The 13,828-nt window shown below is 71.9% G+C and carries 14 protein-coding genes; 5 read left to right on the top strand and 9 right to left on the bottom strand.

The window, feature by feature from the left end; all coding sequences use genetic code 11:
• Positions 1 to 22: 22 nt before the first annotated feature.
• Positions 23 to 907: an ABC transporter permease gene (locus E4P38_RS17070; protein WP_280791093.1), complete on the bottom strand. Its 885-nt coding sequence runs from the start codon at positions 905 to 907 to the stop codon at positions 23 to 25.
• A gap of 179 nt (positions 908 to 1,086) precedes the next feature.
• Entirely contained in the window at positions 1,087 to 2,070 is a 984-nt protein-coding gene (locus E4P38_RS17065; RefSeq protein WP_135133144.1) for a sugar ABC transporter substrate-binding protein, read from the bottom strand.
• A gap of 148 nt (positions 2,071 to 2,218) precedes the next feature.
• Between E4P38_RS17065 and E4P38_RS17060 the strand changes: the two genes are divergently transcribed.
• Together E4P38_RS17060 and E4P38_RS17055 are read left to right on the top strand one after the other, a co-directional pair.
• Positions 2,219 to 3,283 carry a Glu/Leu/Phe/Val dehydrogenase dimerization domain-containing protein gene (locus E4P38_RS17060; protein ID WP_135133143.1) on the top strand — a complete coding sequence of 355 codons (1,065 nt, stop codon included), beginning with the start codon at positions 2,219 to 2,221 and terminating at the stop codon, positions 3,281 to 3,283.
• A gap of 153 nt (positions 3,284 to 3,436) precedes the next feature.
• Positions 3,437 to 3,661, top strand: coding sequence for a DUF3073 domain-containing protein (locus tag E4P38_RS17055; protein ID WP_135133142.1), 225 nt, complete (start codon positions 3,437 to 3,439; stop codon positions 3,659 to 3,661).
• 75 nt (positions 3,662 to 3,736) lie between these two features.
• Here the strand turns inward: E4P38_RS17055 and purM are convergent, their stop codons facing one another.
• On the bottom strand, positions 3,737 to 4,798 hold the full coding sequence (gene purM / locus E4P38_RS17050) for a phosphoribosylformylglycinamidine cyclo-ligase (protein WP_135133141.1): 1,062 nt from the start codon (positions 4,796 to 4,798) through the stop codon (positions 3,737 to 3,739).
• Positions 4,795 to 6,363, bottom strand: coding sequence for an amidophosphoribosyltransferase (purF, locus tag E4P38_RS17045; RefSeq protein WP_135133140.1), 1,569 nt, complete (start codon positions 6,361 to 6,363; stop codon positions 4,795 to 4,797). Before purF ends, purM begins: the two co-directional genes overlap by 4 nt.
• 241 nt (positions 6,364 to 6,604) lie before the next feature.
• Here purF and E4P38_RS17040 point away from each other — a divergent pair, with 241 nt between their 5' ends.
• Positions 6,605 to 6,913: a hypothetical protein gene (locus E4P38_RS17040; protein WP_135133139.1), complete on the top strand. Its 309-nt coding sequence runs from the start codon at positions 6,605 to 6,607 to the stop codon at positions 6,911 to 6,913.
• Position 6,914: 1 nt separating this feature from the next.
• Here the strand turns inward: E4P38_RS17040 and E4P38_RS17035 are convergent, their stop codons facing one another.
• Complete coding sequence (locus tag E4P38_RS17035) at positions 6,915 to 7,526, bottom strand: MBL fold metallo-hydrolase (RefSeq protein WP_135133138.1); 612 nt, start codon at positions 7,524 to 7,526, stop codon at positions 6,915 to 6,917.
• Between the two features lie 103 nt (positions 7,527 to 7,629).
• Entirely contained in the window at positions 7,630 to 8,715 is a 1,086-nt protein-coding gene (locus E4P38_RS17030) for an S-(hydroxymethyl)mycothiol dehydrogenase (protein WP_135133137.1), read from the bottom strand.
• Positions 8,716 to 8,918: 203 nt separating this feature from the next.
• Here E4P38_RS17030 and E4P38_RS17025 point away from each other — a divergent pair, with 203 nt between their 5' ends.
• Positions 8,919 to 10,325 (top strand): OFA family MFS transporter, encoded by a 1,407-nt coding sequence (locus E4P38_RS17025; protein WP_135133136.1) that lies wholly within the window; start codon positions 8,919 to 8,921, stop codon positions 10,323 to 10,325.
• Positions 10,322 to 10,468, top strand: coding sequence for a hypothetical protein (locus E4P38_RS23010; protein WP_167760608.1), 147 nt, complete (start codon positions 10,322 to 10,324; stop codon positions 10,466 to 10,468). Before E4P38_RS17025 ends, E4P38_RS23010 begins: the two co-directional genes overlap by 4 nt.
• Positions 10,469 to 10,500: 32 nt before the next feature.
• Here E4P38_RS23010 and E4P38_RS17020 read toward each other — a convergent pair whose 3' ends face one another.
• Genes E4P38_RS17020 through purQ form a run of 3 tightly spaced genes read right to left on the bottom strand, consistent with a single transcriptional unit; the run spans position 10,501 to position 13,828 of the window.
• Positions 10,501 to 10,884, bottom strand: coding sequence for a sterol carrier family protein (locus E4P38_RS17020; RefSeq protein ID WP_135133135.1), 384 nt, complete (start codon positions 10,882 to 10,884; stop codon positions 10,501 to 10,503).
• Positions 10,884 to 13,160, bottom strand: a complete 2,277-nt coding sequence (gene purL / locus E4P38_RS17015; RefSeq protein ID WP_135133134.1) for a phosphoribosylformylglycinamidine synthase subunit PurL — start codon at positions 13,158 to 13,160, stop codon at positions 10,884 to 10,886. The genes E4P38_RS17020 and purL overlap by 1 nt, the downstream gene beginning before the upstream one ends.
• Entirely contained in the window at positions 13,157 to 13,828 is a 672-nt protein-coding gene (gene purQ / locus E4P38_RS17010) for a phosphoribosylformylglycinamidine synthase subunit PurQ (RefSeq protein WP_209309158.1), read from the bottom strand. The genes purL and purQ overlap by 4 nt, the downstream gene beginning before the upstream one ends.

Here is a 13,828-nt window from a genome sequence, read left to right as displayed (position 1 = left end):
GGTGCTACCGCTCCCCCGCCGGTCATCGCCGGGCCGCCTCGGCGTAGCGGCGGACCAGCCGGTTGGCCAAAACGGCGAGCAGCAGCATGGCGCCGAGGAAGAAGTAGAACCAGTCGGCGTCCCAGTGCAGGTACGGGATGCCGAGCTGGGTCATGCCGAAGATGAGCGCACCCAGCGACGCCCCGATCGCCGAGCCGAACCCGCCGGTGAGCAGGCAGCCCCCGATGACGGCGGCCACGATGTAGATGAGCTCCTGGCCGACGCCGGTGTTGGCCTGAACGGACGTCAGCCGCACCGCGAGCGTGGTGCCGACGAACCAGGCCGCCGCCGCCGTCGTCATGAACAGGGTGATCGTCGTCCGGCGGGCCGGGACGCCGACGTTGCGGGCGGCCACCTCGTCGCCCCCGGTGGCGAACACCCAGTTGCCGAACCGGGTGCGCAGCAGGACCCAGGTGGCCAGCGCGGTGAACAGCAGCCACCACAGGATGGCGACGCGGAACTCGGTGCCCGCGATGCTCAGCCGGGAGGCGAAGATCCACTCCGCGGCGGCGTACCCGGGGACGTCGTCGATGCCGCCGACGGTGACCGTGTTCGTGAAGAGCTTGGTGAGGCCCACGTTCAGGCCCTGGAGCATGAGGAACGTGCCCAGCGTGATGATGAAGCTCGGCAGGCCGGTGCGGGTCACCAGCCAGCCGTTGAAGAAGCCGACGGCCAGGGCGATCAGCAGCGACACCCCGATGGCGACCCAGAGGTTCTGCCGGAACTCGACGGCGACGATGCCGACCGTCAGCGCCGTCGTCCCGGTGAGCACACCGGCTGACAGGTCGAAGTGGCCGCCGATCATCAGCAGCGCCACGGCGACCGCCATGATCCCCAGCGTCGAGGCCGGGTCCATCCAGTTGGCGATGCCCCGCGCGGAGCGGAAGACCGGCGACTGGACGGCGAAGAACGCGAAGACGACGACCGCGCCGACCAGGGCGCCCAGCTCGGGGGTGACGAGCAGCCGGCGCAGGGGACCCCGCGCCGTCAGCCGCTCGTCGGCCGCCCGCTCCTCCGTACCGGCCTGCGCGCCGGTGCCCGTGACGCTCAGCGCGTACCGGCCGAGGCCAGGTCGGCGATCTCGTCGACGTTGTCGGAGTCGACGATCCCCGGGCCCGTGAGGACCGGCTGACCGCCGCCGACGGTGTTCAGGTTCTTCGCGTACAGCTGGAGCATCACGATCGGCAGGTAGCCCTGCTCGTACTGCTGCTGGTCGACGGCGAAGGCGATCGACCCGTCCTGGATGCCGCTGATGACGTCCTGGTTGAGGTCGAAGGTGGCCACGCGGGCATCGGAGCCGGCGTCCTCGGCCGCGGTGACCGCCACCGCGGCGACGGCGGAGTTCAGCGTGAGGACGGCGTCGATGGCCGGGTCGCTCTGCAGCTGCGAGGCGATCGTCGACTGCGCGCCCTGGAGGTCGTTGATGTCGACCTGCAGCGAGGTCACGTCGGTGCCGAGGCCCTCCGACGCCCCGGAACAGCGCTGCTCCAGGCCGATGTTGCCGGCCTCGTGCACGACGCAGAGCACCTTCGTGGCGCCCTCGGCCGCGAGCTCCTGGCCGGCACCCTGGCCCGCGATCGCCTCGTCCTGGCCGACGTGGCCGATGGCCCCGAACTCCGCGGACCGGTCCCCTCCGGAGTTGATCGTCACGACCGGGATACCGGCGTCGACGGCGGCCTCGACGGAGTCCTGCAAGGCGTCGGGGTTGGCCATCGAGACGACGATGCCGTCGACGCCCTGGTTGACCGCCGCGTCGATGAGCTGCGCCTGCCGCTGCGGATCGCCGTCGCTCTGGTAGTCGACGGAGATGCCGAGGTCCTCCCCGGCCTGCTCGGCCCCGTTCTGCACGACGTCCCAGAACGCGTCGCCGGCCGAGCCGTGGGTGATCACGGCGAAGCTGAGGTCACCGCTGCTGCCGCTGCTGCCGTTGCCGGAGTCGCCGCCGTCCGAGCTGCTGTCGGTCGTGCAGGCAGCCGCCAGGAAGAGCGGCGTGGCCACGGCGAGTGCCAGCAGTCGCTTGGGTCCGGCCATCGAGAGTCCTCCTGTGCTCGCGGGCGCAGCACCGCGTTCCGCTTGGGTGTTCGACCCGGATCATGCCCGCAGGGCAGCACGGCCGCGGCTGGACCCGCCACGCGCCCACCGGACGGGCGACATCTTGGCAGCGTTCTAGGCTCGGGACGTGGAAATCCTCAGCTCTGATCACGAGCAGGTCGTGTTCTGTCGCGACGCGCAATCGGGGCTGCGGGCCATCGTCGCCGTCCATTCGACGGCGCTCGGCCCGGCCCTCGGCGGCACCCGGTTCTACCCGTACGCGAGCGAGGACGCGGCCGTCGCCGACGCCCTGCGGCTGTCGCGCGCGATGACGTACAAGAACAGCCTCGCCGGACTGGATCTCGGCGGCGGCAAGGCCGTGATCATCGGCGATCCGAACACCGACAAGACCGAGGCCCTGCTGCGCGCCTACGGCCGGTTCGTCGAGGCCCTGGGCGGGCGCTACCTCACCGCCTGCGACGTCGGCACCTACAACGCCGACCTCGACGTCGTGGCCCGGGAGACCCGGTTCGCCCACGGCCGGTCGGAGGCCTACGGCGGCTGCGGCGACTCCTCGGTCCTGACCGCCTACGGCGTCTTCCAGGGCATGCGCGCCGCCGCCCAGCACACCTGGGGCTCCCCCACCCTGTCCGGCCGCACCGTCGCGGTCGCCGGCGTCGGCAAGGTGGGCTCGTGGCTGGTCGGGCACCTGGTGGACGACGGCGCCGATGTCCTCGTGACCGACGTCGACCCGGCCGCGGTCGCCCGGCTGCAGGCCCGCTACCCGCAGGTGAAGGCGGCCGCGGACACCGCCGAGCTGCTCGCCATGCCGCACGACGTCTACGCACCCTGCGCCCTCGGCGGCGCGCTCGATGAGCAGACCGTGGCCGCGCTGACCAGCAGCATCGTGTGCGGCGGCGCCAACAACCAGCTGGCCACCCCCGCGGTCGCCGAGCAGCTCCTCCGGCGGGGAATCCTCTACGCCCCCGACTACCTGGTGAACGCCGGCGGCGTCATCCAGGTCGAGGACGAGCGGCACGGGTTCTCCTTCCCGCGGGCGCAGTCGAAGGCCAGCGGCATCTTCGACGTCGCGCTGCGGGTCTTCCGGGCCGCGGACGACGAGGGGGTCTCCCCCGCCATCGCCGCCGACCGGCTGGCCGAGGAGCGGGTCAGCGCAGTGGGCCGGCTGGCCACCATCCGGCTGCCTCGCTGACACCACGCCGCCCCGTCGGGGGAGGGACGTGTGCCCGTCGCGGATCCGTGTCGTAAGGTTGTCCGAGACATTGCCACTCAGTCGGGGTCGCCACGCGGGCCGTCCAGCCCACGGGCTGGTTTCCCGTCACTCCGCAGCGAGGGGGTCGAGCCGATGGGGCGCGGCCGAGCGAAGGCCAAGCAGACACGCGTGGCCCGTGAGCTCAAGTACAGCTCACCCAACACCGACCTGTCTGCTCTGCAGAAGGAACTCACCGGTGCACCGACGTCGTACACCGCCCCCGCACGGGCGACCGACGACGATGACGACGACGACGAGTACGCCGACAAATGGGCGGACGACGACGCGGACGACGACTGGGCGGCCAGCCCCCGTTGACGCCGCCGTCCTGATCCGACGCTGAACCGACGGCACCGCTGTCCCTAAGGGGCAGCGGTGCCGTCGTGCGCCGTCCTAGCGGTAGGTGCCCACCAGGTGCGCGGCGGGCGCGTTCTCGTCCGTGCGGCGTCCGATGCTGCCCGCGACCCAGGCCGGGACCCCCGCCGAAGCGAGCTGCGCGAGCGCGGCGTCGGCCGAGTCCGCGGAGACCGCGGCGATCATGCCGACACCGCAGTTGAAGGCCCGCTCGGACTCCTCGTGCGGCACCCCGTGCTCCTCCATCAGGCGCACCGCGGCGGGGAGCGCCCACGTGCTGCGGTCGAGCACGCCAACCAGGCCGGCGGGGACCACCCGCGCGGTGTTGCCGGCCAGTCCGCCGCCGGTGATGTGGGCGAAGGCGTGCACCCGGTCCACCCCGAGCGTCTCGACCAGGGCCAGGCAGTCGCGGGCGTAGATGCGGGTGGGCTCGAGCAGTTCCTCGCCCAGCGGCCGGTCCAGCCCGGCCGGCGTCGCGAACAGGTCCAGCCCCGCGGCGCTCACGACCCGGCGGACCAGCGAGTAGCCGTTGGAGTGGAACCCGGACGACGCCATGGCGATGACCACGTCGCCCTCGGTGACCCGCTCCGGGCCCAGGACGGCGTCGGCCTCCACCACCCCCACCGCGGTCGCGGCGAGGTCGTACTCGTCGGCGTCCATCAGGTCGCCGTGCTCGGCGGTCTCGCCGCCGACCAGCGCGGCGCCGGCCAGGGTGCACCCGGCTGCGATGCCGGTGACGATCGCGGCGATCCGCTCGGGAACGACCTTGCCGCAGGCGACGTAGTCCTGGAGGAACAGCGGCTCGGCACCGCAGGCGACCAGGTCGTCGACGACCATCGCCACCAGGTCGATGCCGACGGTGTCGTGGCGGTCCAGCTGCCGGGCCAGGGCGATCTTCGTGCCGACGCCGTCGGTCGAGGACGCCAGCAGGGGCTTGGAGTACTTGGTGGTGTCCAGGGCGAACAACCCGGCGAAGCCGCCGAGGCCCCCGACGACCTCGGGCCGGTTGGTGCGCTCGACGGCGGCCTTCATCAGCGTGACGGCGCGCTCTCCCGCGTCGATGTCGACGCCAGAAGCCGCGTACGTGAACTGCTCGGTCATGGTCGGGTGAGTGCGTCCTCGGCCCCGCCCGGGACGCTCGCGCTGCCCGCCTGCTGACCGGTCCAGCCGGTGACCGCCCGCTCCGTCGGCATGGCCATCGGGAGCGGCGTCCGGCCGATCCCCTCCAGCACGTGCTTGCCCAGGACCTCGGACTCCCCGAGCGGGATCGGGTACTGGCCGGTGAAGCACGCGGTGCACAGCCGGTTGGCCGGCTGCTCGGTCGACGCGATCAGTCCGTGCTCGGACACGTAGCCGAGGGAGTCGGCGTTGATCGAGGCGCGGACCCCGTCGACCTCCAGCCCGTTGGCCACGAGCTCGGCCCGGCTGGCGAAGTCGATCCCGTAGAAGCAGGGCCACTTCACCGGCGGTGAGGCGATCCGGACGTGCACCTCCACCGCCCCGGCCTCGCGCAGCATCCGGATCAGCGCGCGCTGGGTGTTGCCACGCACGATCGAGTCGTCGACCACGACCAGGCGCTTGCCGCGGATGACGTCGCGCAGCGGGTTCAGCTTCAGCCGGATGCCCAGCTGCCGGATCGTCTGGCTCGGCTGGATGAACGTGCGCCCGACGTAGGAGTTCTTGACCAGGCCCAGCCCGTAGGGGATCCCCGAGGCCTCGGCGTAGCCCACCGCGGCGGGGGTGCCGGACTCGGGCACCGGGATGACCAGGTCGGCCTCGACCGGGTGCTCCTTGGCCAGCCGGCGGCCGATCTCGACGCGGGCGGCGTGCACGCCGCGGCCGGAGATCGTCGTGTCGGGACGGGCGAGGTAGACGTACTCGAAGACGCAGCCCTTGGGGTCGGCGGGCGCGAAGTGCTGGCTGCGCAGACCGTTCTCGTCGATCGCGATGAGCTCGCCCGGCTCGACCTCGCGGACGACGGAGGCGCCCACGATGTCCAGCGCCGCGGTCTCGCTGGCGACGACCCAGCCGCGCTCCAGCCGGCCGAGCACCAGCGGGCGGACACCCTGCGGGTCGCGTGCGGCGTAGAGGGTGTCCTCGTCCATGAACGTGAAGCTGAAGGCGCCGCGTAGCTGTGGCAGCACCTCCATGGCGGCCGCCTCGACCGACAGGTCCGGGCGGGCCGCGATCAGGGCGGTGACCAGGTCGGAGTCGTTGGTGGCGACGAACGCCCCGGGGACGCCGGCGTCGGCGGCCTTCGCGGCCAGCTCACCGGTGTTGACGAGGTTGCCGTTGTGGCACAGCGCCAGGCCGGTGCCGGCCTCGGTGGTGCGGAACGTCGGCTGGGCGTTCTCCCACGTGGAGGCGCCGGTCGTGGAGTACCGGGTGTGGCCGACCGCGAGGAACCCGCGCAGGCTGCCGAGCGTCGCCTCGTCGAAGACCTGGCTGACCAGCCCGAGGTCCTTGTAGACGACGACGGAGGTGCCGTCGGACACCGCGATCCCGGCCGCCTCCTGACCGCGGTGCTGGAGGGCGTACAGACCGAAATAGGTCAGCTTCGACACTTCCTCGCCCGGCGCCCAGACACCGAAGACGCCACACGCGTCCTGAGGTCCGGGAGACGAGGGATCGAGGTCGTGCGTCAGGCGTCCATCACCGCGGGGCACCCCCCGAGACTACCGGCGTCGCGCCACCCGCCCCTACCCGACGGGGTGTCCCCGGTCACGGTGCCGCGTGTCGCGGCGATGGCCGTCGGCGTTTCCCGCGACGTCGGCCGGCGTGCGACGCTCAGGTCGCGGGCGGCAGGGACGGAACTCCGACGGGGGGCGGTGCGTTCACGTCGAACCCACCCGGCGTCGGCCGCTCCGTGCCGATCGTCGTGCTCGCACCGAGCGACAGGAGAATGGGATGGCGACCAACCGGCCCGACCCGGGGGACTTCCTCGAGATGGCGCAGCGCATGCTGCGCCAGCTGTTCGACAACCCGCGCGACGACGAGGGGCCGTGGGCGGACGCGACGCGCGAGGCCCCGCGGCGCAACCGCGAGCCGAGTGCTGAGGAGCGGCGCGAGAACCTGACGTTCGCGCTCGGGACGCGGGCCGTCGAAGCGCTCGAAGATCTGGCGCTCAACGTCGCGGCGATCCGCCAGCGCCTCGAGCGCACGAGCGCGCAGGCCGAGGAGCGACGTCCGGAAGGGGACGACACCGCCGGGCAGTGACTCAGCCGGCGTTCGGCACCTCCGCGGCGATGGTCGTGTCGTCGCCGTGTCCGGTCCGGACGACGGTGTCGCCCGGCAGCGTGAGCAACCGGGTGCGGATCGACTCCAGGATCGTCGGCTCGTCGCTGTAGGAGCGGCCGGTCGCGCCCGGCCCGCCGCAGAAGAGGGTGTCGCCGGTGAAGACGGTGCCGAGGTCGGCGGCGTGGAGGCAGGTGCTGCCCGGCGAGTGACCCGGGGTGCTGACCGCGACCAGCGTCGTCCCCGCGACGTCGAAGCGGGTGCCCTCGGTCAGGTCCTCGTCAGGGGCAGCGTCGGGATGCACCACGTCCCAGAGCATCCGGTCCTGCGGGTTGAACCAGATCGGGGCACCGGTGGCCTCGCGCAGGGCGACCGCGGCGGTGATGTGGTCGTTGTGCCCGTGCGTGAGCACGATCGCGGTGACCCGGCGTCCGGCGATCGCGTCGACGATCGGGGCGGCGTCGTGCGGGGCGTCGATGACGAGCACCTCGTCGTCGTCGCCGACCAGCCAGACGTTGTTGTCGACGTCGAAGTCCTGGCCGTCGAGGCTGAAGACGCCGCTGACGACGGCCTTGTCGATTCGGGCCGCGCTCATTGCTCGACTCCGGACTCGTTCCGCTCCTCGGTCGCTGTCCCCCGCAAGCGGGAGGTGCCCCCAGCCTGGAGCGATGCTCGCTCGCCCGTCGTTCTCGCGGCCATCAGAAGACCACCACCGAACGCAGCACGTCGCCGTGGTGCATCTTCTCGAACGCCGCCTCGACGTCGTCCAGACCGATGGTCTCGCTGACGAAGGCGTCCAGGTCGAACCGGCCCTGCAGGTACAGGTCGATGAGCATCGGGAAGTCGCGGCTGGGCAGGCAGTCGCCGTACCAGGAGGACTTCAGCGCGCCGCCGCGGCCGAACACCTCGATCAGCGGCAGCTCGATCCGCATCGTCGGGTTCGGGACGCCGACGAGCACGACCGTGCCGGCCAGGTCGCGGGCGTAGAAGGCCTGCTCGTACACCGCGGGGTGGCCCACGGCGTCGATGGCGACGTCCACCCCGAAGCCGTCGGTGAGCGCCCTGATCGCCTCGACCGCGTCGGTCTCCTTCGAGTTGACCGTGTGCGTCGCGCCCATGCCGCGGGCCCACTCGAGCTTCCGGTCGTCGATGTCGACGGCGATGATCTTCGAGGCGCCGGCCAGCCGGGATCCGGCGATCGCGGCATCGCCGACCCCGCCGCAGCCGAAGACGGCCACCGTGTCGCCGCGGCCCACACCGCCGGTGTTGATGGCGGCGCCGATGCCGGCCATGACGCCGCAGCCGAGCAGACCGGCGGACGCGGGCGGGGCGGCCGGGTCGACCTTCGTGCACTGCCCGGAGTGGACCAGGGTCTTCTCCGCGAACGCACCGATGCCCAGCGCCGGGGACAGCTCGGTGCCGTCGGCCAGGGTCATCTTCTGCGCGGCGTTGTGGGTGGCGAAGCAGTACCAGGGCTTGCCCTTGGCGCAGGCACGGCACTGCCCGCAGACGGCGCGCCAGTTGAGGATCACGTAGTCGCCGACCGCCACGTTCGTGACGCCCTCGCCCACCGCCGAGACCACGCCGGCGGCCTCGTGGCCGAGCAGGAAGGGGAACTCGTCGTTGATGCCGCCCTCGCGGTAGTGCAGGTCGGTGTGGCAGACCCCGCAGGCCTGGACGTCGACGACCGCCTCGCCGGGCCCGGGGTCGGGAACGAGAATCGTCTCGATCGTGACCGGCGCACCCTTGCTTCGGGCGACGACGCCCTTCACCTCGTATGGCATGCGTCCGAGCCTATGTGGGCGCCCAGCCACCGGCCGGATCGCCTTCCGCCCCGCGGAGGTGCCGATCACGCGGGGGTCTCGATCGCAGCTTCGGCGCGCGGCGATACGGACGGCGTCGTACCGTCCGACCGGTCGCGACGCACATCACAGCGGGCGACCGGGTTGCGTCCGGCCGGGCGCACCGTTCCTTCTCGGAGGTGTCCGTGGCAGTACCCAGCTTCCTGGCCCGCGAGCGCATCGTCGCCCGGCCCGGGTTCAACCGCTGGCTGATCCCGCCGGCGGCCCTCGCCGTCCACCTGTGCATCGGCCAGGCCTACGCGACCAGCGTCTACAAGACCGCTCTGGTCGCCCACTTCGACACCAGCCTCACCGCGATCGGGATCATCTTCTCGATCGCGATCGTGATGTTGGGTCTCTCCGCGGCGGCGTTCGGCACGTGGGTCGACCGCAACGGTCCTCGCGCCGCGATGTTCACCGCCGCCTGCTTCTGGTCCAGCGGCTTCCTCGTCGGTTCCCTCGGCATCGCGACCGAGCAGCTGTGGCTGGTCTACCTCGGCTACGGCGTCATCGGCGGCATCGGGCTGGGCATCGGCTACATCTCGCCGGTCTCCACGCTGATCAAGTGGTTCCCCGACCGCCCCGGTCTGGCCACCGGAATGGCCATCATGGGCTTCGGTGGTGGCGCGCTCATCGCCTCGCCGCTGTCGCGCCAGCTGATGGACCTCTACGACCCCGCCTACGACGGCACGGCCGGCACCGTGCCCAGCGGCAGCGCGGTCTCCCTGCTCTTCCTGACCCTCGGCCTGGTCTACCTGGTCTTCATGCTGTTCGGCGCGTTCATCGTGCGGGTCCCGGCGGAGGGCTGGAGGCCCGACGGTTTCGACCCCTCGATGGTGAAGAAGAAGTCGCTGGTCACCACCGACAACGTCTCGGCGGGCAACGCGATCAAGACACCGCAGTTCTGGCTGCTGTGGATCGTGCTGTTCTGCAACGTCACAGCCGGCATCGGGATCCTCGAACAGGCCAGTCCGATGATCCAGGACTTCTTCCGCGACGGGGACACCTCCCAGGTCGCACTGACCGCCGCCGCGGGCTTCGTCGGCCTGCTGTCGCTGTTCAACATGGGCGGCCGGTTCGTGTGGTCGTCCACGTCGGACTACATCGGCCGCAAGCCGATCTACATGGTGTATCTCGGGGTCGGCCTCATCCTGTACGTGCTGCTCGCGACGATCGGCAGCTCGGCGACCTGGATCTTCGTCCTCCTCGCCGCGGTCATCATCTCGTTCTACGGCGGCGGGTTCGCCACCATCCCGGCCTACCTGCGTGACCTCTTCGGCACCTACCAGGTGGGGGCCATCCACGGCCGGCTGCTGACCGCGTGGTCGGCCGCCGGTGTGGCCGGGCCGCTGATCGTCAACACCGTGCTCGACACCCGGGGCACCCCAGGTGAGCTGGTCGCCGGCGACTACCGGCCGGCGCTGTTCATCATGGTCGGCCTGCTGGCCGTCGGCTTCGTCGCGAACCTGCTGGTGAAGCCGGTCGCCTCGAAGTGGCACGAGCCGAAGTCCGCCCCCTCCACCGCCACTCAGGAAGCGAGCGCCGTCCGATGAGCTCTCCTGCCTCCACCGGCACGCAACAGCCGTCCTCCACCCCCGCGGCGCTCATCGCGTTCGCGTGGACCCTGGTCGGCGTCCCACTGGTCTACGGGCTGTACCAGACCGTGAAGACGGCGAGCTCGCTCTTCACCGGCTGACCCTGAGGGGCCTTCATGGCCATGAAGGCCCCTCAGCGGGTCAGCGGGCGCAGCGGCAGGTGGCCGCTCAGGTCGGCGCGGTTTCCGCTGGCCACCACCCGGCCCTCGGCCACGGCGTCCGCCCAGGTCACCTGGCCTGATGCCAGCCGGAGCCAGGTCGCCGCGTCGGTCTCGATCACGTTCGGCGGGGTACCGCGCGTGTGCCGCGGCCCCTCGATGAACTGGACGGCGACGTGCGGCGGGATCCGCAGCTCGACCGACCGGCCGGGCACCTGCTGGGCCAGCCATCGGGCTGAGGTCTTCACCGCCGCGCCGACGACGGACCGCGGCGGCTGTTCCGCCTGGCCCGCGAGCCATTCCCGGACGGGTTCGAGGACCGCGCGCAGCTCGTCGGCCGGGATCGGCTGCGCAGCCATCAGCTGGTCGGAACGGTGCCCGCCGGGACGGAACCGACCGCGATCTCGGGAGCACCGAAGAGGGCCGGCAGGGTGGCCGACCAGGCGGCCCGGAGTTCGGTGATGCCGAGCTCGAGCAGGCCGTCGACGGTCAGGGTGTCGCCGCCCGTCGTCCCCAGTTCGGTGACCGGGACGCCGGCCGCTGCCGCGGCCGTCCGGACGGCGTCAGAGTCGCCCGTCGTGACGACGGCACGGGCGGCCGACTCGCTGAACAGCGCGGTGAACAGGTCGCCGTCCAGGTGCAGCCGCGCGCCGACGCCGTAGCGCAGCGCCGACTCCGCGAGGGTCTGCGCGAGCCCCCCGTCGGCGAGGTCGTGCGCGGAGCTGACCAGACCGGGTAGGCCCGCGAGCAACTCCCCCAGTCGCCGTTCGGCGGCCAGGTCGACCACCGGCGGCTTCCCGCCGAGGTGACCGTGCACGACCGACGCCCAGGCCGAGCCACCGAACTCGGCGCGGGTCTCGCCGAGCAGCAGCACCGTCTCGCCGTCGGCCCGCCAGCCGCCGGGGATGCGGCGGCGGACGTCCTCGTGCACGCCGAGCACGCCGATGACCGGCGTCGGGTTGATCGGGACGTCGCCGGTCTGGTTGTAGAGGCTGACGTTGCCGCCGGTGACCGGCAGACCGAGCTCGCGGCAGCCGTCGGCCAGGCCACGCACGGCCTCGGCGAACTGCCACATGACCTCCGGCTCCTCCGGGGAGCCGAAGTTCAGGCAGTTGGTGACGGCCAGCGGCTTCGCGCCCGAGACGGCGACGTTGCGGTAGGCCTCGGCGAGGTTGAGCTGGGCGCCGGCGTAGGGGTCGAGGCGGGCGTAGCGGGCGTTCCCGTCGAGGGCGAGCGCGATCCCGCGGTGGCTCTGCTCGTCGATGCGGACGACGCCGGCGTCCTCCGGCTGGGCGAGCACGGTGTTGCCGCGGACGTAGCGGTCGTACTGCTCGGTGACCCACGTCTTGTCGGCGCCGTCCGGACTGCTGACGACGGCGAGCCAGTGCGCCTGGAGCTCCGCGCCGGTCGACGGCCGCGGGAGGCGGGCCGCGTCGTCGGCCTGGAGTGCGTCGAGATCGGCCGGGCGGGTCATCGGCCGCTCGTAGACCGGGCCCTCGTGGGCGACCGTGCGCGGCGGGACGTCGACGATCCGCTCGCCGTGCCAGTCGACGGTGAGCCGGTCGCCGTCGGTGACCTCACCGATGACGGTGGCGAGGACGTCCCATTTCCGACAGACGGCGAGGAACGCATCGACCTTGGCCGGCTCGACGATCGCGCACATGCGCTCCTGCGACTCGCTCATCAGGATCTCGGCCGGGGTGAGCGTCGAGTCGCGCAACGGGACGGTGTCGAGGTCGACGTGCATGCCGCCGGTGCCGGCACTGGCCAGCTCCGACGTCGCGCAGGAGAGGCCGGCGCCGCCGAGGTCCTGAATGCCGGTGACGAGGTCGGCCGCGAAGATTTCCAGGCACGCCTCGATGAGCAGCTTCTCGGTGAACGGGTCGCCGACCTGCACGCTGGGGCGCTTGGCCGGGCCGTGCTCGTCGAAGGTCTCGCTGGCCAGCACGCTCACGCCGCCGATGCCGTCTCCGCCGGTGCGGGCACCGAAGAGGATGACCTTGTTGCCGAGGCCCTCGGCCTTGGCCAGGCGGACATCCTCGTGCCGCATGACGCCGACGCACAGCGCGTTGACCAGCGGGTTCCCGGCGTAGCAGTCGTCGAAGAGGAGTTCCCCGCCGATGTTGGGCAGGCCCAGGCAGTTGCCGTAGCCGCCGACGCCGGCCACCACGCCGGGCAGCACGCGGGCGGTGTCGGGGGCATCGGCGCGGCCGAAGCGGAGCGAGTCCATGACCGCGATCGGGCGGGCGCCCATGGTGAGGATGTCGCGCACGATGCCGCCGACGCCCGTGGCCGCGCCCTGGTACGGCTCGACGTAGCTCGGGTGGTTGTGCGACTCGACCTTGAACGTGACCGCGTAGCCGTCGCCGACGTCGACGACGCCGGCGTTCTCGCCGATGCCGACCAGCAGGGCGTCGCTGTGCGGGAGGTCGCCGAACTGCCTGAGGTGCACCTTGGAGCTCTTGTAGGAGCAGTGCTCGCTCCACATGACCGAGTACATGGCGAGCTCGGCCGTGGTCGGGCGGCGGCCGAGGATGCTCTTGATCCGGTCGTACTCGTCGGACTTGAGACCCAGCTCGGCCCAGGGCTGCTCGTCGTCCGGGCTCTTCGCCGCGAGCTCCACCGTGTCGATCACGCTGCCACCGCGGCCTTCAGGACGCTGGTGAAGAAGCCGAGGCCGTCGGTGCTCGGGCCGGTGAGGTCCTCGACCGCGTGCTCGGGGTGCGGCATGAGGCCGACGACCCGGCCGTTCTCGCTGGTCACCCCGGCGATGTCACGGCTGCTGCCGTTCGGGTTGCCGTCGGTGTAGCGGAACACCACGCGGCCCTCGCCCTCGAGGCGGTCGAGGTCGGCGTCGGCCGCCACGTACCGGCCTTCACCGTTCTTGACCGGGATCACGATGCGCTGACCCGTCGCGTAGTCGCCGGTCCAGGCGGTGTCGGACCGCTCGACGGTGAGCACCTGGTCGCGGTTGCGGAAGTGCAGGTGGCTGTTGCGGGTCAGGGCGCCGGGCAGCAGTCCGGCCTCGCAGAGCACCTGGAAGCCGTTGCAGATGCCGAGCACGGGCATGCCGTCGTTCGCCCGCGCGACGACGTCCTGCATCAGGGGGGCCCGCGCGGCGATGGCGCCGGCCCGCAGGTAGTCGCCGTAGGAGAAGCCGCCGGGGAGGATCACGGCGTCGACGTCCTTGAGGTCGTGGTCGGCGTGCCACAGGGCGACCGGTTCACCCCCAGCCAGGCGCACCGCGCGGGCGGCGTCGACGTCGTCCAGGGAGCCCGGGAAGGTCAGAACACCGATGCGCAA

It is taken from the genome of Blastococcus sp. CT_GayMR16 (genome assembly GCF_004570875.1).
Taxonomy (GTDB): domain Bacteria; phylum Actinomycetota; class Actinomycetes; order Mycobacteriales; family Geodermatophilaceae; genus Blastococcus_B.
This window is presented reverse-complemented; position numbering and strand designations above follow the sequence as displayed.